Here is a 17,996-nt window from a genome sequence, read left to right on the forward strand (position 1 = left end):
CTGGCGACTACCGGCCAGTAAATACCGTGGGTAACCCCACGTCCAGGAGGTGTCATGAGACGCTCCGGGTACCGGCTGCGGTGGCTCGCCACCGCGGCCGCGGCCGTCCTCGCCATGGCGACGGCCGCCGTTCCCGCCACCGCCACCCCCGCCACGGCCGCCGGCACACGGCCCGCGGCCGCCACCCCGCTCCCGGCCGACCTGGAGGCGATCAGAGCCAGGGAAGCCACCGCGCTCTACGGCGACCCCGCCGAACGCCCCCTCGCCGAACGCAGGACCGCGCTGATATCGCTCGGTGACAGCGAGATCTCCGGGGAGGGCGTCGGCACCTACGAACCGCCGACGAACGGCCCCACGAACTGGTGCCACCGCTCCCCCGACGCCGCCGTCCACCGCACCGGCATCGCCGCGGACCTCACCTTCAATGTGTCCTGCTCCGGCGCCTCCACCGGCAACATCCGGATCGGGGGCGCCAAGCAGTACGCCGACGAGCAGGTGCAGAGCGACAGCCTGGCGATCAAGGCGCGCAACACCCGGATCAAGATGGTGCTGCTCGTCGCCGGGGCCAACGACGACCTCCAGTTCGGTCCCGTCATGACCGACTGCGTCCAGCGCTACCTGCTCTCCCAGGGACCCTGCGAGCCGAAGTACGCCCCCGGCTGGCAGGCCCGGGTGGACGGCCTGGTCCCCAAGGTCGAGCAGACCCTGCGCGACCTGCGGTCCGTGATGCGCGACGCGGGGTACGCCGACGGCGACTACAAGCTCGTCGTGATGAGCTACCCGAGCCCGATCGGCCCCGACTTCCGCGACAACCCCGACTTCGGCGGCAAACTCGCCTGCGGCGGCCTCGGCTACGACTCCGACACGGTGTGGGGCCGCGACACCGCCGTACCCGCCTTCGAACGCGGGGTCCGCAAGGCCGCGGCCGCCGCGGGCGCCTCCTACCTGGACGCCTCGCGCCTCTTCCACGGCCACGAGGTGTGCATGGAGGACACCTGGGCGCGCGGCCTGTACATCGACCTGTCCAAGCCCGGCACGCCGGACGAGAACTCCGTCCGGCAGTCCTTCCACCCCAACGCCCGCGGCCACGCCGCCTTCGCGTCCTGCCTCACCCGGTTCTACGCCTCGGACCTGCTCGAGGCCTCCTGCGCGGACGTCGCCTCCTCCGGCAGCCCGGTCCTGTTCCCGCACGCCTGGGACGACGTCTTCGCGCCGTTGAAGAACCAGGCGACCGGCACCTGCGTGGACGTAGCCGCCTCCGGCAGTGCCAACGGCACCGGCGTCCTCGGCTGGGACTGCGCCGACACCCGCAACCAGCGCTGGTGGTACGACACGGCCCGGCAGACCTTCCACACCCAGCTCACCCAGGACCGCTGCCTGGACGTCCCCGGCGCGCGGTACCGCGCGGGCACCGCGCTGATCGTCTGGAACTGCTCCGGCTCGGCCAACCAGAGGTTCGTCCGCGACGGTACGACCATCCGCCCGTCCGCCGAGCCCGGCCTGTGCCTGACGCAGGCGGCGGCCCGGGAACCGCTGCGGCTGCAGCCGTGCGACGGCTCGGCCGGCCAGCGGTTCACCTCGTAGGGCGGGTCACAGCCGCTCAGGTCGCGGTGGCCTGGGCGGCGGCCCGGCCGGTCTGGCGGCCGGAGAACAGGCAGCCGCCGAGGAAGGTGCCCTCCAGCGAGCGGTAGCCGTGGACACCGCCCCCGCCGAAGCCGGCCACCTCCCCGGCGGCGTACAGACCGGGGACCGGTTCGCCGGAGGTGTTCAGGACCCGGCCCAAGAGGTCGGTCTGGAGGCCGCCGAGGGTCTTGCGGGTGAGGATGTTGAGGCGAGGCATCCGCATCCTGCCCGGCCCGTCCTCGATGTGGTTCGACGCCACCGGCAAGCGGTTCGGCAGCCCCGACATCCCCGGCTACGACACCCTCCACACCCCTGAAGTCCATCACCGGCACCGGGTACGACTACTCCTGGTTCGTCACCACCCAGAAGATCCTCGCCAAGGAGCTCGCGCTCTCCGGTTCCGAACAGAACCCGGACCTCACCGAGAAGAACGTCTGGATGCTGCTCTCCCGCATCTGGCAGACCCCGGAGCCGACGCCTGCGCCCACTTGCGGCCCCAGTGGTCCTGGCCCGACGGGTCGTCGACGCCCCGGTCGAAGCCGGCCGTGCCCAGCCAGTCCTGCCAGGCGAGGTCGTGGGAGTCCTTGATCCCCATGAGGCGCTGATCGTCGGAGTCGACGAGGAACAGGCCGCCGAAGGACCAGAACGCCTGCCCTCCGAGGCTCGCCTCGGGTTCCTGGTCGAGGAGCAGCACCTTGCGGCCGGCGGCGGCGAGTTCGGCGGTCGCGACCAGTCCGGCGAGGCCGTGGCCGACGACGATCGCGTCCGCGTCCTGCGACTCGGCGGCGAAGGCGGGCACCGCGCCCGCGAGGGTCGCGGCGAGCACTCCGCCGGCCGCGGTGAGGGCGTGGCGGCGGGTGATCCCGGGCACGGATCCGGACGTGGATCCGGACGCTGACCCGGACGTGCTACCGGTCCCGGGGTGCGCTGGGGAGTTGTCCATGGACTGCCCTTCCGGAAAGAGGTACGGAGGGTGCACGGGGTGGGGACCAGAACGGTGTTACCGACGGTAGCCCCAAGGGGTCACCCGCTGCCAGAGTGCTGCGAGGGGCCCCACAGAGGCCCAGGTCACAGGGTGGGCGAGGGGAAGGTCACAGCCGCGTCCCCTGCTGCTCCTTTGTCCTTCTGGCCTAGCATCCGAGCATGACGGTCCTGCCTGACGACGGGCTCTCGCTGGCCGCCGAGTTCCCTGACGCGACCCACGAGCAGTGGCAACACCTGGTGGAAGGTGTGCTGCGCAAGGCGGGCAAGGACGTGTCGGGAGCGGCGGCGGAGCTTGCCCTGTCCACCCCGCTGGAGGACGGGTTGCGCACCCGCCCCCTGTACACCGCGAACGACAGCGCACCCGATCCCGGTTTCCCCGGATTCGCCCCCTTCGTCCGCGGCGGCCGCGCCCAGGGCAACACCGCGGGCGGCTGGGACGTACGCCAGCGCCACACGGCGGTCGCCGACGGGTCGGTGCTGGCGGACCTGGAGAACGGCGTCACCTCGCTCTGGCTGGTCGTCGGCGAGGACGGCATCCCGGTGTCGTCGCTCGGCCGGGTCCTGGACGGCGTCCATCTCGACCTGGCCCCCGTCGTCCTCGAAGCGGGCGACGAGACCGAGGCCGCCGCACGGGAGTTGCTGCGGCTCCACGCCGAGCGCGGCGTCGCCAAGGAGGCGGCGCGCGGCGGTCTCGGCGGCGACCCGCTCGGCCACGAGGCCCGTACGGGCCGGGCCGCGGAGTTCGCGCCGGCCGCCTCCCTGGCCCGGCTGTGCGCCGAGGAGTACCCGGGGCTGCGGGCGCTGACCGTGGACGCGCTGCCGTACCACGAGGCCGGCGGCTCCGCCGCGCAGGAGCTGGGCTGCTCCCTCGCGACCGGCGTGGCCTACCTGCGGGAGCTGACCGAGGCGGGCCTGACCGTCGAACAGGCCTGCGCCCAGCTGGAGTTCCGGTACTCGGCCACCGCCGACCAGTTCCTGACGATCGCCAAGCTGCGCGCGGCGCGCCGGCTGTGGGCGCGGGTCACCGAGGTGTGCGGGGCGCCCGGCAGGCAGGTCCAGCACGCCGTCACCTCGCCGGTGATGATGACGCGCCGGGACCCCTGGGTGAACATGCTGCGCACGACGGTCGCCACGCTGGCCGCCGGGGTCGGCGGCGCCGACTCGGTCACCGTGCTGCCCTTCGACCACGCCCTCGGCCTGCCGGACGCGTTCGCCCGGCGCATCGCCCGCAACACCTCGACGATCCTCATCGAGGAGTCGCACCTCGCCCGGGTGATCGACCCGGCGGGCGGCTCCTGGTACGTGGAGCGGCTGACCGACGAACTCGCGTACGCCGGCTGGGAGTTCTTCCAGCACGTCGAGCGGCAGGGCGGACAGGCCGCCGCGCTGCGCTCGGGCCGTCTCGGCGAGGACCTGGCCGCCACCTGGGCCGCGCGCAGCGAGAGGCTCGCCAAGCGGCGCGAACCCGTCACCGGTGTCAGCGAGTTCCCGCTCCTCGCCGAGCAGCCCGTGGAGCGCGAGCCCGCCCCGGCGTCCCCGGCGGGCGGACTGCCCCGGGTGCGCCGCGACGAGGCGTACGAGACGCTGCGCGCCCGCTCCGACGCGCACCTGGCCGCCACCGGCGCCCGGCCCCGGATCTACCTGGCCACCCTCGGCCCGGCCGCCGCGCACACCGCGCGGGCGACGTTCGCGGCGAACCTGTTCCAGGCGGGCGGCATCGAACCCGTCACCGAGGGCACGTTCGAGGACAGCGGCGCCACCGAGGTCTGCCTGTGCTCCAGTGACGCGGTGTACGAGGAGCAGGCGGAGTCGGCCGCCCGCGACCTGAAGGCGGCGGGCGCCGGACACGTGTTCCTGGCCGGCCGCCCCGGGCGGTACTCCGACATCGACGCGTACGTCTTCGCGGGCTGCGACGCCGTCGCCGTGCTGTCCGCGACCCTCGACCGGATGGGAGTGTCCTGATGGGAATCCCCGACTTCTCGGGAATCGAACTCGGGGTGCCCGCGTCCGCAGGCGGCGCCGACGAGTGGCGTACCGCGGTGAAGCAGGCGACCGGCGGGGACGATCCGCTGTGGGAGACCCCCGAGGGCATCCCGGTCAAGCCGCTGTACACCGGGCGCGACCTGGAGGGCCTGGACTTCCTGGGCACCTACCCGGGCATGACCCCGTACCTGCGCGGCCCGTACCCGACGATGTACGTCAACCAGCCGTGGACGATCCGCCAGTACGCGGGCTTCTCCACCGCCGAGGAGTCCAACGCCTTCTACCGGCGCAACCTGGCGGCCGGCCAGAAGGGCCTGTCGGTCGCCTTCGACCTGCCCACCCACCGCGGCTACGACAGCGACCATCCGCGGGTGACCGGTGACGTCGGCATGGCGGGCGTGGCCATCGACTCGATCTACGACATGCGGCAGCTCTTCGACGGCATCCCGCTGGACAAGATGACCGTGTCGATGACGATGAACGGGGCCGTGCTGCCCGTGCTCGCCCTGTACATCGTGGCGGCGGAGGAGCAGGGGGTGCCGCCGGAGAAGCTGGCGGGGACCATCCAGAACGACATCCTCAAGGAGTTCATGGTCCGCAACACCTACATCTATCCGCCGAAGCCGTCGATGCGGATCATCTCCGACATCTTCGCCTTCACCTCGCAGCGGATGCCCCGCTACAACTCGATCTCCATCTCCGGCTACCACATCCAGGAGGCGGGCGCGACGGCCGACCTGGAGCTGGCGTACACCCTCGCGGACGGCGTGGAGTACATCCGGGCGGGCCGGGAGGCGGGCCTGGACGTGGACGCGTTCGCGCCCCGGCTGTCGTTCTTCTGGGCGATCGGCATGAACTTCTTCATGGAGGTCGCCAAGCTGCGCGCGGCCCGCCTGCTGTGGGCGAAGCTGGTCAAGCAGTTCGACCCGAAGAACACCAAGTCCCTGTCGCTGCGCACCCATTCACAGACCTCGGGCTGGTCGCTGACCGCGCAGGACGTGTTCAACAACGTCACGCGTACGTGCGTCGAGGCGATGGCGGCCACGCAGGGGCACACCCAGTCGCTGCACACGAACGCCCTCGACGAGGCGCTCGCGCTGCCCACCGACTTCTCCGCGCGCATCGCCCGCAACACCCAGCTGCTGATCCAGCAGGAGTCCGGCACCACCCGGGTCATCGACCCGTGGGGCGGCAGCGCCTACGTCGAGCGGCTGACGTACGACCTCGCGCGCCGCGCCTGGCAGCACATCCAGGAGGTCGAGCAGGCGGGCGGCATGGCCAAGGCCATCGACGCGGGCATCCCCAAGCTGCGCATCGAGGAGGCCGCGGCCCGCACCCAGGCCCGCATCGACTCCGGGCGGCAGCCGGTCATCGGCGTCAACAAGTACCGCGTCGACAGCGACGAGCAGATCGACGTCCTGAAGGTCGACAACTCCTCGGTGCGCGCGCAGCAGATCGAGAAGCTGCGGCGGCTGCGCGCCGAGCGGGACGAGACCGCCTGCCGGGACGCGCTGGACGCGCTCACCCGGGCCGCGGGGGGCGAGGGCAACCTGCTGGAGCTGGCGGTGCGCGCGGCCCGCGCGAAGGCGACCGTCGGGGAGATCTCCGACGCCCTGGAGAAGGTGTACGGCCGGCACGCGAGCCAGATCCGTACGATCTCCGGCGTGTACCGCAACGAAGCAGGGGAGTCCCCGTCCGTGGACCGCACCCGGACCCTGGTGTCCGCCTTCGAGGAGGCCGAGGGCCGCCGCCCGCGCATCCTGGTCGCCAAGATGGGCCAGGACGGCCACGACCGGGGCCAGAAGGTGATCGCCACCGCGTTCGCCGACCTCGGCTTCGACGTGGACGTCGGCCCGCTGTTCCAGACCCCGGCCGAGGTGGCCCGTCAGGCCGTCGAGGCGGACGTGCACATCGTCGGCGTCTCCTCCCTCGCCGCCGGACACCTCACCCTCGTACCGGCGTTGAAGGAGCAGCTCGCCGAGGAGGGCCGGGAGGACATCATGATCGTGGTCGGCGGGGTGATCCCGCCGCAGGACGTGCCCACGCTGCTGGAGATGGGCGCGGCGGCGGTCTTCCCGCCCGGCACGGTCATCCCGGACGCCGCGCACGACCTGGTCACGCGGCTGGCGGCCGGTCTCGGCCACGACATCTGAGGCCGGGGCCCGCATGGCGATCGATCTCGACACGTATGTGAAGGGTGTGCTCGACGGCAAGCGGGCCCTGGTGGCCCGCGCCATCACGCTCGTCGAGTCCACCCGCCCCGACCACCGGGCCCTGGCGCAGCGGCTGCTGACCGAGCTGCTGCCGCACGGCGGGCGGGCCCGGCGGATCGGCATCAGCGGCGTGCCCGGGGTGGGCAAGTCGACCTTCATCGACGCGTTCGGCACGATGCTCACCTCGCTCGGCCACCGGGTCGCGGTGCTCGCCATCGACCCGTCCTCCAGCCGCACGGGCGGTTCGATCCTGGGCGACAAGACCCGCATGGAGCGCCTGGCCGTCGAGCCGGCGGCGTTCGTGCGCCCCTCCCCCACGGCGGGCACGCTGGGCGGGGTGGCGAAGGCGACGCGCGAGTCGATCGTGGTGATGGAGGCCGCCGGCTACGACGTGATCCTGGTGGAGACCGTCGGCGTCGGCCAGTCGGAGACCACCGTCGCGAACATGGTCGACTCCTTCCTGCTGCTCACCCTCGCCCGCACCGGCGACCAGTTGCAGGGCATCAAGAAGGGCGTCCTGGAACTGGCCGACGTCATCGCCGTCAACAAGGCGGACGGCCCCCACGAGCGGGACGCCCGCGCCGCCGCACGGGAACTGGCCGGCGCGCTGCGGCTCATGCACGGCAAGGACGCGTTCTGGACGCCGCCCGTGCTGAGTTGCAGCGCGCGGGAGTCGACCGGCCTGGACGTCGTCTGGGAACGCCTCGAACAGCATCGCACCCTGCTCGACTCCACCGGCCGCCTCACCGCCAAACGGCGCGACCAGCAGGTCGACTGGACGTGGAGCATGGTCCACGACGAACTCCTCGACCGCCTGCGCTCCGATCCGGCGGTACGCGCCCTCGCCCCCTCCCTCGAACAGCGGGTGCGTGACGGCGAGTTGACGTCCACCCTGGCGGCGGAACGCATCCTCGCCGCCTTCCGGGACAGCGCCGGGGGTGACGGCGCGGGGCGCTGAGACCGGTCGGCCGGCATCGGCGGCGAACGCGCGAGCGACCTCAGCAGGTTGCCCCCTGACGTCGTCGTCCACGCGGACGCGCGCGGTGCCCGCGGGTGCGCCGCGGTGCGCGGGGCCGAGCGCCCCGCTCACCCGGGTGGGTGATGGACAGTGGGGTTCGCCTCGCGGTGCGATACGGGAGTCGTCACCCAGCGTGTTCTTTCCGCCATGGCGGACTCGCCTTCGGGAGTGCTCCATGACCAGTCCCAGCCCCCAGTCCCCGCCCGCCGGACCGCAGGTCACCGTGCGGTCCGCCGGCGTTCCGGCCGTGCCGGGAGTCCTCGTCGCGGACGACGTCGTGTTCGTTCCGCATCCACCGCGGGGCCTGGTCAGCGCGGAACTGCTGACCGCCGAGATCGCCCCGGGGACGGACGGCGGTGCCGCCGCCGAGTCCCTCGACGTCGGCGGCGTACGGCTGCTGTGCCTGGACGACGGCCGGATCAGAGCCGTGCTGGCGGTGCTCACCCTCACCAAGCCGTCCACCCTGCGCCGCAAGGTGCCGCAGTACACCGCGGCGCGCCTCGAGGCCGCCGTCGCCGAGCACGGGGGCGACCTGTGGGCCGCACTGGGCTCGCTCGGCTACGGCGTGCCGGCCGGTGCCCGCCGGGACAGCGACGCGGAGTCGGGGCCGGACCTGCGGGCGTTCACGGGCCTGAGCGGAACGCCGGTCGAGATGTACGACAGCGTGGGCACGTTCGCGGAGAGCGGCTGCGTGTGGCGCTGACCGGCGTCGGAGGAAGTGGTGCGCGCGGTATGGGCGGTGGCCGACGGCGACGAGTGGGCTCGACCCGTCGGTGACGCCGGAGCTGCTGCGGGAGTTCGCCGCCCGGCAGCCCGGCGCCTCGCAGAACCTGTGCCGGCCACCGCCGAGGTGAACCGATGCCGTCCTGTCACTCCTTCACGTCGTGGCCACGGGCCCGCAGGTCCTCGGCCAGGGCCGCGCGGGTCATGCGTCCGACGATGCCGTCCGCCGTCAGGCCCTTGCTGGCCTGGTACTCCCGGACCGCCTTCTGGGTCTTGGGTCCGGCGATGCCGTCGGCGGGCCCCGGGTCGAACCCGAGTTCCGTCAGGGCCGCCTGGACTCCTTGAGGGCTCGTAAGGTTGAAGAAAGCCATGATTCCGCCTCCTGTACCTCCCTTCCAGTGTGGTTCCTAGGGCTGCGTTCGGCGAATCGTGCGGTGGCCGGTGCGGTCGGCCGGACGTAGAGTCGGGAATGTCTTCCGCCCGACTTTCCATCAGTTCGAGAGCCCGCTGCTGCGGCTCCACCTCGACGACGGCTACCACGTTCTCGTCGAGGGCGGCCAGGAGTCCTGTCTGGAATCGCACCGGGACATTCCGGCGGACAGCATCTGGGTGCACCGTTTCTACGACGCGTCGGCCACCAGCTGGGGCGCCGATCCCAGGGAGTTCCGGCTGGAGGACGCCGCCGCCGACCTGCTGCGGCTGATCCGCAGGCTGCGGGAGAGGACCGGCGCGCCCCGCGTGTATCTGGTCGCCCATTCCATGGGCGGGCTCGTGTGCCGCTGCCTGCTGCAGAAAATACTGCCCGAACAGGGCGAGGATCCGGCGGACTTCGTCGACAAGCTCTTCACGTACGGGACACCCCACGGCGGCATCGTCTTCGACAAGGGCTTCGGCGTCTTCGAGCGGCTGCGGGACTCTTTCGGCATCCAGGGGGGCGACATCTTCGGCCCGCGCCGGATGTACGAGTACCTGACGCCACGCCTCGAATGGCGCGGAGGCGATCCGCCGGACGGCTGGGACGCCCGGGTCATGCCGCAGGGCGCGGGACGGTTCCCGCTGGAGCGGGTGTTCTGCCTGGTCGGCACCAATCCGGCCGACTACGACGTGGCGTTGGGGATGTCCGCCGCCGCGGTCGGCGCCCGCAGCGACGGACTGGTGCAGATCGACCGGGCCGCGGTCCCGGACTCCCACGGGGCGTTCGTGCATCGCAGCCACAGCGGCCGGTACGGGCTGGTGAACTCGGAGGAGGGCTACCAGAACCTGCGCCGCTTCCTCTTCGGCGACCTGCGGGTCGAGGCCTCGCTCGTCGGTCACCGGCTGCCCGCCGAGCCGGGGACGAGCTGGCAGGCCGAGGTGCTGATGGCCATCCGCGGGCTGCCCGTCGTCGTGCACGAACGGCAGGCCGCCCACTGGTGCCCGGTGCCGCTGCCGAGGCCGGACACCGCCGGCGCCGCCGAGCCCGTGCCGCTGACGACCACGTTCCTGCGCACCGACCTGCCCCGGCCCGCCGCGTCGCCGACCATGCGGTACGCGCTGCACCTGCGGATCCTGTCGCTGCGGACGGACAGGGGCGTCCTCGGCTTCGGCGACCACCTGGAGCAGACCGCCGACTTCGACGACGCCCTCGTCGTGGACGTCGGCACCGGTCCGGCGCCCGCGATCTGGGCGACCTGGAACTCGCTGATCCCCGGCGCGATCAAGGACCACGAGCCGCAGGGCCGCCCGCTGACCGACGAGGATCCCGCCGTCGGCCGCTGGGTCGCGCACATCCCCTTCCCCGTGAACGCCCACCCGATCGTGGGCGAGGGCGCGGGCATCCGCCTCACGGCGACGCCGTGGCGGTGAGGCTGCGGTGAGCCCCGCCCCCGCACACGGTCCCCACGGAACCCGCACACGCGCGCCGATAAGCTGATCTTCATGGCGATGGAGGGGACCGGATACCCGGCGTGGGTGGCGTGCCCGGCGTGCGGGGGCACAGAGGTGCGCACGGTGGAGCAGGCGCGCACGGCGAAGGGCGCGTCGCGCCGGAACCTGTACGGCCGACTGGCGCCCGGCCCCGACTCGGGCGGCGACGGGTGTGTGCACTTCGTCGAGGGCATGGTGCTGACCGGCATCGGCGTGGCGCTCGCGTACACCGGAGTGAGCCAGGAGAAGCCGCTCTACACGGTCGGCGGCGCCGTGCTCGCCCTCGTGTGTCTCGTGGGCACCTTCTTCGTGGTCCGTGACGACCGCCGCGGCAAGGCCGCCGCCGAGGCGGGCGGCGGACGCGCCGACCGGCTGTGGCGGCCGGCGCACTACTGCTACGGCTGCGGCTCGGTGTTCTGCCCGGGGGGCACCCCCTGGCCGGGCGCGCTGACGCCGGCCCAGTTCAAGAAACTGGTGTGGACGGAGGCGGGCTACGCCGACCGGCTCCAGCCGGGCGACGAGGCGAAGGAGGCGGAGCTGCCGCCGGGCCTGCTGCCGTGGCGGCGACCGGCGTACGGCACGCCCGCGCGATGCAGTCGTCATGGGCCGGCTGGGCCGAACGGCCGTGCCCCGGTTGCGGGCCTTCGGGCACGGCCGTCCCATGGAGCCGGGTGGCCGGTCGAACGGGAGGCAGCATGCCGGGACAGCGGTACGGCCGGGGCGTGGCGGCCGTGGCGGTGCTGGCGGCCGTCGGCGCCTGCGGGTCCCTGTCCCAACGCCGGGACGCCGTCACGGCGGAGGTCGCCCGCTTCGAGCGGCTGCTCGCCGCCGGACGGTACGCCCCACTGTGCGGCACCCTCGCCCCCGCCACCCGCGAGGAACTGGAGCACACCGCCGAGGCCGCCTGTCCGCGGGCCATCGGCCAGGAGGAACTGCCGCCGGGAGGGGCCGTACGGCAGGTGGACGTGTACGGCGCGCAGGCCCGGGTGGTGCTGGAGCACGACACCGTCTTCCTCTCGCACTTCCCCGACGGCTGGAAGGTGACCGCCGCCGGGTGCCTGCCGCGGCCCGAACGGCCCTACCAGTGCGCGATCGAGGGCGGGTGACCGGCATGAGGACGCTGTTCGTCACCACCCTGCTGATCATCGCCGCCGGCCTCGTGTACTTCACGGCGCTGGGGCTGACGCAGCGATGAGCCGCGCCGGGCGCTTCCTGCGCGAGAACAGCCTCGGGCTGGCCTTCCTGACCGCCTTCCTGATCGCCCTGGCGGGTCAGGCGGTCGCCGGGCACGCCGACTTCAACAACCAGCTCACCTCCGAGGGCCTGGCACCGGTGAGCCTCTCCGCGTACCTCGCCACCTCGGACTTCGCCGTGGACGTCACCGAGAACTGGCAGTCGGAGTACCTGCAGTTCTTCCTCTACATCTTCGGCACCGTGTGGCTGCTGCAGCGCGGCTCACCGGAGTCGAAGGAGCTGCACAAGGCGGGCACCGAGTCCGACCGGGACCAGCGGGTCGGCGAACACGCGCGGCAGGACTCGCCGCGCTGGGCCCGAGACACGGGCTGGCGGGGGCTCCTCTTCTCCCGATCCCTGGGCCTGGTCATGGGAACGGTCTTCGTGCTGTCCTGGCTGTCCCAGTCGATCACCGGCGTCGCCGCGTACAACGAGCAGCAGCTACGGCAGCTGGAGGGCCCCACCAGCTGGGCCGCCTACCTCACCTCCGCCGACTTCTGGAACCGCACCCTGCAGAACTGGCAGTCCGAGCTGCTGGCGGTCGCCTCCATGGCGGTCCTCTCGATCTACCTGCGCCAGCGCGGCTCCCCCGAGTCCAAGCCGGTGGGCGCGTCGCACGGGGCCACCGGCGTGGAAGGCTGAGGCGCATGCGATTGGAGGCCGTCCCGCGAGGGCACTCGGCGGGACCGTGAACACGCCGCGACGGATTCTGCTCACCGGGTGGTTCAGCTTCCTCGACGGGGAGGCGACCGCCGGGGACGTGCTGGCGCTCGCCCGCACCGAGGAGGTGCTGGGGCGGGCCGGACTGCCGTACGACGTCGTCTGGAGCCCCGGTTTCCGGCCGCGGGCCCTGCACCTGGACGAGGTGTGTGCCGAGCGGTACTCCCATCTGGTGTTCGTGTGCGGCCCGTTGCACGGCCCGCAGATCGAGGGACTGCACCGGCGGTTCGCCCACTGCGTGCGCGTCGCGGTGGGCACGTCCGTGCCGGACCCCGCCGCACCGGCCGTCACCGGGTTCCACCGGGTGCTGGCCCGGGACGCGCCCGGCATCACGCCGACGACCGACCTGGCGGCCCGGGCACCGGCCGCGCCCGCCCGCCCGGTGGCCGGGGTGATCCTCACCCACGGGCAGCACGAGTACGGGCCGCGGCGGCGGCACGACCAGGTCGCCGAGCGGGTGACGCGCTGGCTGGCCGGGAAGGACTGCGCGCGTCTGGAGCTGGAGACCCGGCTCGACACGCGTGACTGGCGGCTGTGCGCGACGCCCGCCCAGCTCGCCGCCGTCCTGTCCCGGCTGGACGTCGTCGTCACCGACCGGCTGCACGGTCTGGTCCTCGCCCTGCGGGCCGGCACCCCCGCGCTGGCCGTGGACCCGGTCGAGGGCGGCGCCAAGGTCACCGCCCAGGCCCGCGCCTGCGGCTGGCCCGCGCTGCTGCCCGCCGACGAGGCGGGCCCGGAGGGGCTGGAACGGTGGTGGGGGTGGTGCCTGGGCGCGGGGCGGGAGGCGGCACGGCGGGCACGGGACCGGTTCACCGGCGACGGTATGCCGGATGCCGTCGACGGTCTGCTGCCCGCACTGGACGGTCGCCCGTCGACCGCATACGGCTGAGCGCTTGGCGACGGTATACGGGATGCCGTCGACGGTCTGCCGCCCGCACCGGACGGTCGCCCGCCGACCGCATACGGCTGAGCGTTTGCCGGGAGAGGCCGTCGGGGACCCGGTCGCCAGGAGGTGATCGTCGTGCCAGGACCCGGAAGCAAGAAGTACGACACCCAGCGGGCGAGACTGCGCAAGGAGGCCGAGCGGTCCGGGATCTCGGACCAGGACGCCAACGAGCGGGCCAACGAGACCTTGCAGCAGGAACCCGAGCGGCGAAGCGGCGGCCCGCGCACCGAACGCGGCCGCGGCCCCAAGGGCGAGCGTTCCGAAGGCGGTGGCTGAGCGCCGGACGTGGGGCGAGGACCGGCCGGCGTCGGCCCTCACCCCGCGTCGGGCGCTCAACCGCGTGCCCCGCCGACCGCCCCGTCACCCGTCGCCGTCACCCGGGTCCCCCGGCGCTCGTCCCGGCGCCAGCGTCAGGGCCACGGCCGTGAGATCCGGTACGAGCTGGGCGCCACCTCCACCGTCCACCGGCGGCTCCGGCCGCGTTCCGCTCGTGGGCGGACTCGTGGGCCGGCTCGTGGGCAGCAGGAACGCGCGGGCGCCCGCGCGGTGCGCGGCTTCGGCGTCGGCTGTGGTGTCGCCTACGAGGGCACAGGCGTCCGGGGCGGTGCACAGCCGGCCCGCGGCCCAGAGCAGCAGGGTGGGTTCGGGGGCGCGGCAGCGGCACTCCTCGCCGGTGCCGTGCGGACAGACGGCCCAGACGTCGAAGGGGCCCAGGAGTTCGTCGACGCGTTCGTCGAGCTGCCGCGTCCCGGCCGCGCTGAGCGGCCCGCGCGCGGTGACGACTCCGGTGCGCAGCCCGTGCCGGCGCAGATGCCACAGTGCCTCCGCGGCGCCCGGCACCGGACGCACGCCGTCGGGGCCGTCCCCGGCGTTCTCGACGAGCACGCGGTCGCGGTTGAACAGCACGGCCCGGATCCGGGTCATTCGGCGACCTCCCGCCAGGCCACGGCGTGCCGGTGCCGCCGTTGCCCGGTCAGCCAGTGCCAGGTGGCGGCGGGCGGGACGAGCACGCTGGTGGCGAGCAGGGTCGTCACCTCGTCGGGGGTGCGCGGCCCGGGGCTGATCCGCGACCGCGCGAGTTCGGCGGTACCCGCGGCCCACCCGGCTCCGGCGGCGAGGGCGGCCGAGCGCCGGCCGGCGGCGGCGAGGGCGCAGGCGGCGGCTCCCGCGGCGGTGACGGCGAGGTGGCCGGGGAGGCGGCCGCGCGGGGCGACGGCCCGGTGCCACCAGCGGGGGCCGTGCAGTCGCCGCATGAGCGCGTCGTCGGTGTGGACGCGCTGGGCGCGCAGCGCGGCCCGGCGGTCGGCGGGCGGCACCGGCATCCTGCTGGTGCGGCGGCCCTGGCGGATGCGCAGGCCGGCGTCGAGGAGCCGCAGGGCGAGGTCGGTGTCGGCCCGGTCGGCGCTGTGGAAGCGTTCGTCGAAGCCGCGGGCCTGTTTGAGGGCGTCGGTGCGGTAGGCCATGTCGGCGGTCGTCCAGCGGGCGCGGGCCCGGGCGGCGGTCTCGCGTTCGGCTTCGGTGGGTGCGCGGCCGTCGGGCAGGGGGACGGCGAGGACACCCTGACTGCCCGCGATGTCGGGGGCGTCGGCGGCGAGGTCCGAGTCGAGCTGTGCGCACCAGTGCGGGCCGGGCTGGACGTCGTCGGCGAGGAAGACGGTCCAGGGCGTGGTGACCGCGCGCAGTCCGGTGTTGCGGGCGGCGGCGGGGCCGCGGCCGCCGCCGGCGAGGACGGCGGTGTGGGCGCGCAGGTCGCCGAGGACGTCGAGCGGGTGGTCCAGGGCGCCGGGTCCGGGGTCGGGCCGGTCGTCGACGAGCACGATCTGCCGGGGCGCGGGCCCGATGGACGCGGCGAGCGCGGCGAGGCAGTCGGCCAGCGAGTCGGGGACGAGGGTGGGGATCACCACGGCGTACGCGGTCATGTGCGCGCCCCCTTTCCGCGTCGGCTCCCTGCGCGCGCTGCTCTCTTCGCGGGTGCCAGGGTGCGGGCGGATCAAACGCCGCAGCGGGGTTCCGGGCACACCGGAGCGGGATTCCGCGCACACCGAGAAAACTATACATCGCATGTATACACGCGATGTATAGTCCCGGCATGCCTTCAGCGACCAAGAAGATGAAAAGACCGGCGGCCGGGTTCCGAACGGCGGTGCTTGTCTCCGCGGCCGTCTCCCTGACGCTCGCGCTGACGGGGTGCACCCGCCTCGACACCACCGCGCCGAGCACCGTCCGCGCGCAGGCCGCGTCCGGCGCCGAGGCCGCCGGATTCGGCACCGTGGACTGCCGTCGCGCCAAGTGCATCGCGCTCACCTTCGACGCGGGCCCCAGCGAGCACTCCGCGCGGCTGCTCGACATCCTGAAGGACAAGCAGGTCCCGGCGACCTTCTTCCTGCTGGGCAAGCGGCACATCGAGAAGTACCCGGAGCTGGTGAGGCGGATGGCCGACGAGGGCCACGAGGTCGCCAGCCACACCTGGGACCACAAGATCCTCACCAGCCTCGACGAGGACGGGATACGCGAGGAGCTGGAGCGCCCGAACGAGGCGATAGAGGACCTCACAGGCCGCCGCCCCACCCTCATGCGCCCGCCGCAGGGCCGCACCGACGACACGGTGCACGAGATCTGCCGCGAGCTGGGACTCGCCGAGGTGCTGTGGACCGTGACGGCGAAGGACTACACCACGAACGACTCCGCGCTGATCGAGAAGCGCGTGCTGGAGCAGGCGGACCGGGACGGGATCATCCTGCTGCACGACATCTACGACGGGACGGTGCCGGCCGTACCCGGGATCGTCGAAGCACTCAAGGAGCGTGGGTATGTGTTCGTGACCGTTCCGCAGCTCCTCGCGCCGGGGAAGGCCGAGCCGGGCAAGGTGTATCGGTAGCCGGCGTCCCTAAGATCGTCCCGTGGTCACCTTCACCCTGGAGCGCACGGCGCCGCTCCCCCTGCCCGAGGCCTGGCGCCGGCTCACCGAGTGGTCCCGGCACGCGGACGCCGTCCCGCTGACCCGCGTCACCGTGCTGACGCCGCCGCCGACCCGGGCCGGCACGGTCTTCGTGGCCCGTTCGGGCGTCGGACCGCTCGCCTTCGACGACCGGATGGAGGTGACGGTGTGGCAGCCGCCGGGCGACGGCACGCCGGGGCTGTGCCGACTGGAGAAGCGCGGACGGCTCGTCCTCGGCTGGGCGGAACTGGAGGTCCGGCCCGGCCCCGGCGGACGGGCCCGGGTGATCTGGCGGGAGGAGCTGGGCGTACGTCTGCTGCCCGCGCTGTTCGACCGGCCACTGGAGCGGACGGCGCGGGCGGTGTTCGGACGGGCGGTGAACCGGCTGTTGCGGCAGCCGTGAGTCAGCCCAGCCCGCGGCGGGAACATGTCATGCGTGTCATCGTGGCACCGGCCCGGCCGGCCCCGGACCGCCTCGAACCGGCAGTCTTCGGGAGGCCGGATTGCCGTACTCCCGCACCCCGGAGCGCCGTGACGGCCGGTCAGGCCACCGAGCCGATGCGGCCGGCGGGTGCCGACGGCGTGTCGTGGTGGATCGGGGTGTGCGCGCCGGTGAGCGAGACACCGCTGCCGCCGCGCCGGGCGGCGACGATCTCCGCGGCGATGGACAGGGCCGTCTCCTCGGGGGTACGGGCGCCCAGGTCGAGGCCGATCGGGGAACGCAGCCGGGCCAGTTCCAGCTCGGTCACGCCGACCTGCCGCAGCCGCTCGTTGCGCTCCAGGTGGGTGCGGCGCGAGCCCATGGCGCCGACGTACGCGACCGGCAGCCGCAGGGCGAGGCGGAGCAGGGGGACGTCGAACTTGGCGTCGTGGGTGAGGACGCACAGGACGGTGCGGCCGTCGACCTCGGTGCGCTCCAGGTACTGGTGGGGCCACTCGACGACGATCTCGTCGGCGTCGGGGAAGCGGGCCTCGGTGGCGAACACCGGGCGGGCGTCGCAGACGGTGACGTGGTAGCCGAGGAACTTGCCGACGCGGACCAGCGCCGAGGCGAAGTCGATCGCGCCGAAGACGATCATCCGGGGGGCGGGAACCGAGGACTCGACGAGCAGGGTGAGCGGTGCTCCGCAGCGTGAGCCCTGCTCTCCGATCTCCAGGGTGCCGGTGCGGCCGGCGTCCAGGAAGGCACCCGCCTCGGCCGCGACCGTGCGGTCCAGCTCGGGATGGGCGCCGAAGCCGCCGTCGTGGGAGCCGTCGGGACGCACCAGGAGCGCGCGGCCCAGCAGTTCGGCCGGGCCCGAGACGACACGGGCGACCGCGGCGGCCGCCCCGTCCGCGGCGGCGGCGAGGGCGGCGGCCGCCACCGGCCGGACGGGGTCGCCCGCCCGGACCGGGGTGACCAGGATGTCGATGACGCCGCCACAGGTCAGGCCGACCGCGAAGGCGTCCTCGTCGCTGTAGCCGAAGCGCTCCAGGACGGTCTCGCCGTCCTCGAGCGCCTGCCGGCACAGGTCGTAGACCGCGCCCTCCACACAGCCGCCGGAGACCGAGCCGATCGCCGTGCCGTCGGCGTCCACCGCGAGGGCGGCGCCGGGCTGGCGGGGGGCGCTGCCGCCGACCGCGACCACGGTGGCCACGGCGAAGTCGCGTCCCTGCTCGACCCACCGGTGCAGCTCTTCGGCGATGTCCAGCATCTGTCGGTCTCCTTAA

The 17,996-nt window shown here is 73.5% G+C and carries 18 protein-coding genes; 12 read left to right on the forward strand and 6 right to left on the reverse strand.

Features of this window, described 5'->3' with window-relative positions:
- The first annotated feature begins 54 nt into the window (after positions 1 to 54).
- Positions 55 to 1,584, forward strand: a complete 1,530-nt coding sequence (locus ACSU6L_RS07775; protein ID WP_437054878.1) for a ricin-type beta-trefoil lectin domain protein — start codon at positions 55 to 57, stop codon at positions 1,582 to 1,584.
- Positions 1,585 to 1,600: 16 nt separating this feature from the next.
- Here ACSU6L_RS07775 and ACSU6L_RS07780 read toward each other — a convergent pair whose 3' ends face one another.
- Positions 1,601 to 1,882: an FAD-binding protein gene (locus ACSU6L_RS07780; RefSeq protein WP_437054880.1), complete on the reverse strand. Its 282-nt coding sequence runs from the start codon at positions 1,880 to 1,882 to the stop codon at positions 1,601 to 1,603.
- A 159-nt stretch (positions 1,883 to 2,041) separates the two neighbouring features.
- A complete protein-coding gene (locus tag ACSU6L_RS07785; RefSeq protein ID WP_437054882.1) occupies positions 2,042 to 2,494 on the reverse strand; it encodes an FAD-binding protein in 453 nt (150 codons plus the stop codon).
- Positions 2,495 to 2,766: 272 nt separating this feature from the next.
- On the opposite strand from ACSU6L_RS07785, the gene ACSU6L_RS07790 reads away from it, so the two are divergent.
- The 4 genes from ACSU6L_RS07790 to ACSU6L_RS07805 all read left to right on the forward strand — a co-directional run bounded on the left by ACSU6L_RS07790 (position 2,767) and on the right by ACSU6L_RS07805 (position 8,524).
- A complete protein-coding gene (locus ACSU6L_RS07790; RefSeq protein WP_437054884.1) occupies positions 2,767 to 4,569 on the forward strand; it encodes a methylmalonyl-CoA mutase family protein in 1,803 nt (600 codons plus the stop codon).
- Positions 4,569 to 6,743, forward strand: coding sequence for a methylmalonyl-CoA mutase (gene scpA / locus ACSU6L_RS07795; protein WP_437054886.1), 2,175 nt, complete (start codon positions 4,569 to 4,571; stop codon positions 6,741 to 6,743). Before ACSU6L_RS07790 ends, scpA begins: the two co-directional genes overlap by 1 nt.
- A 13-nt stretch (positions 6,744 to 6,756) precedes the next feature.
- The gene (gene meaB / locus ACSU6L_RS07800; protein WP_437054888.1) at positions 6,757 to 7,761 is read left to right on the forward strand and encodes a methylmalonyl Co-A mutase-associated GTPase MeaB; all 1,005 of its coding nucleotides are present in this window, start codon (positions 6,757 to 6,759) and stop codon (positions 7,759 to 7,761) included.
- A 235-nt stretch (positions 7,762 to 7,996) separates the two neighbouring features.
- Complete coding sequence (locus ACSU6L_RS07805; protein WP_437054890.1) at positions 7,997 to 8,524, forward strand: hypothetical protein; 528 nt, start codon at positions 7,997 to 7,999, stop codon at positions 8,522 to 8,524.
- Positions 8,525 to 8,690: 166 nt separating this feature from the next.
- On the opposite strand, the gene ACSU6L_RS07810 is transcribed toward ACSU6L_RS07805, so the two are convergent.
- A complete protein-coding gene (locus ACSU6L_RS07810) occupies positions 8,691 to 8,915 on the reverse strand; it encodes a peptidoglycan-binding domain-containing protein (protein WP_437054892.1) in 225 nt (74 codons plus the stop codon).
- 70 nt (positions 8,916 to 8,985) lie between these two features.
- On the opposite strand from ACSU6L_RS07810, the gene ACSU6L_RS07815 reads away from it, so the two are divergent.
- From ACSU6L_RS07815 to ACSU6L_RS07835, 5 genes are all read left to right on the forward strand, one after another.
- Positions 8,986 to 10,389 carry an esterase/lipase family protein gene (locus ACSU6L_RS07815; protein ID WP_437054894.1) on the forward strand — a complete coding sequence of 468 codons (1,404 nt, stop codon included), beginning with the start codon at positions 8,986 to 8,988 and terminating at the stop codon, positions 10,387 to 10,389.
- A gap of 755 nt (positions 10,390 to 11,144) precedes the next feature.
- A complete protein-coding gene (locus ACSU6L_RS07820) occupies positions 11,145 to 11,555 on the forward strand; it encodes a hypothetical protein (protein ID WP_437054896.1) in 411 nt (136 codons plus the stop codon).
- An 85-nt stretch (positions 11,556 to 11,640) separates the two neighbouring features.
- Positions 11,641 to 12,324 carry a DUF6766 family protein gene (locus ACSU6L_RS07825; RefSeq protein ID WP_437054898.1) on the forward strand — a complete coding sequence of 228 codons (684 nt, stop codon included), beginning with the start codon at positions 11,641 to 11,643 and terminating at the stop codon, positions 12,322 to 12,324.
- Positions 12,325 to 12,370: 46 nt separating this feature from the next.
- The gene (locus tag ACSU6L_RS07830) at positions 12,371 to 13,291 is read left to right on the forward strand and encodes a polysaccharide pyruvyl transferase family protein (protein WP_437054900.1); all 921 of its coding nucleotides are present in this window, start codon (positions 12,371 to 12,373) and stop codon (positions 13,289 to 13,291) included.
- Positions 13,292 to 13,423: 132 nt separating this feature from the next.
- Positions 13,424 to 13,624: a hypothetical protein gene (locus tag ACSU6L_RS07835; protein ID WP_437054902.1), complete on the forward strand. Its 201-nt coding sequence runs from the start codon at positions 13,424 to 13,426 to the stop codon at positions 13,622 to 13,624.
- 84 nt (positions 13,625 to 13,708) lie between these two features.
- On the opposite strand, the gene ACSU6L_RS07840 is transcribed toward ACSU6L_RS07835, so the two are convergent.
- Positions 13,709 to 14,272 (reverse strand): HAD-IIIA family hydrolase, encoded by a 564-nt coding sequence (locus tag ACSU6L_RS07840; RefSeq protein WP_437054904.1) that lies wholly within the window; start codon positions 14,270 to 14,272, stop codon positions 13,709 to 13,711.
- Positions 14,269 to 15,267, reverse strand: coding sequence for a glycosyltransferase family 2 protein (locus tag ACSU6L_RS07845; protein WP_437054906.1), 999 nt, complete (start codon positions 15,265 to 15,267; stop codon positions 14,269 to 14,271). Before ACSU6L_RS07845 ends, ACSU6L_RS07840 begins: the two co-directional genes overlap by 4 nt.
- Positions 15,268 to 15,458: 191 nt before the next feature.
- Between ACSU6L_RS07845 and ACSU6L_RS07850 the strand changes: the two genes are divergently transcribed.
- Together ACSU6L_RS07850 and ACSU6L_RS07855 are read left to right on the forward strand one after the other, a co-directional pair.
- On the forward strand, positions 15,459 to 16,226 hold the full coding sequence (locus ACSU6L_RS07850; RefSeq protein ID WP_437064811.1) for a polysaccharide deacetylase family protein: 768 nt from the start codon (positions 15,459 to 15,461) through the stop codon (positions 16,224 to 16,226).
- A gap of 22 nt (positions 16,227 to 16,248) precedes the next feature.
- Positions 16,249 to 16,689, forward strand: a complete 441-nt coding sequence (locus ACSU6L_RS07855; protein ID WP_073939060.1) for an Immediate-early protein 2 — start codon at positions 16,249 to 16,251, stop codon at positions 16,687 to 16,689.
- Positions 16,690 to 16,828: 139 nt separating this feature from the next.
- Here ACSU6L_RS07855 and ACSU6L_RS07860 read toward each other — a convergent pair whose 3' ends face one another.
- Positions 16,829 to 17,980 (reverse strand): XdhC family protein, encoded by a 1,152-nt coding sequence (locus ACSU6L_RS07860; RefSeq protein ID WP_437054908.1) that lies wholly within the window; start codon positions 17,978 to 17,980, stop codon positions 16,829 to 16,831.
- Positions 17,981 to 17,996 lie beyond the last annotated feature (16 nt).

The organism is Streptomyces sp. enrichment culture, from assembly GCF_964272855.1.
Lineage (GTDB): Bacteria > Actinomycetota > Actinomycetes > Streptomycetales > Streptomycetaceae > Streptomyces.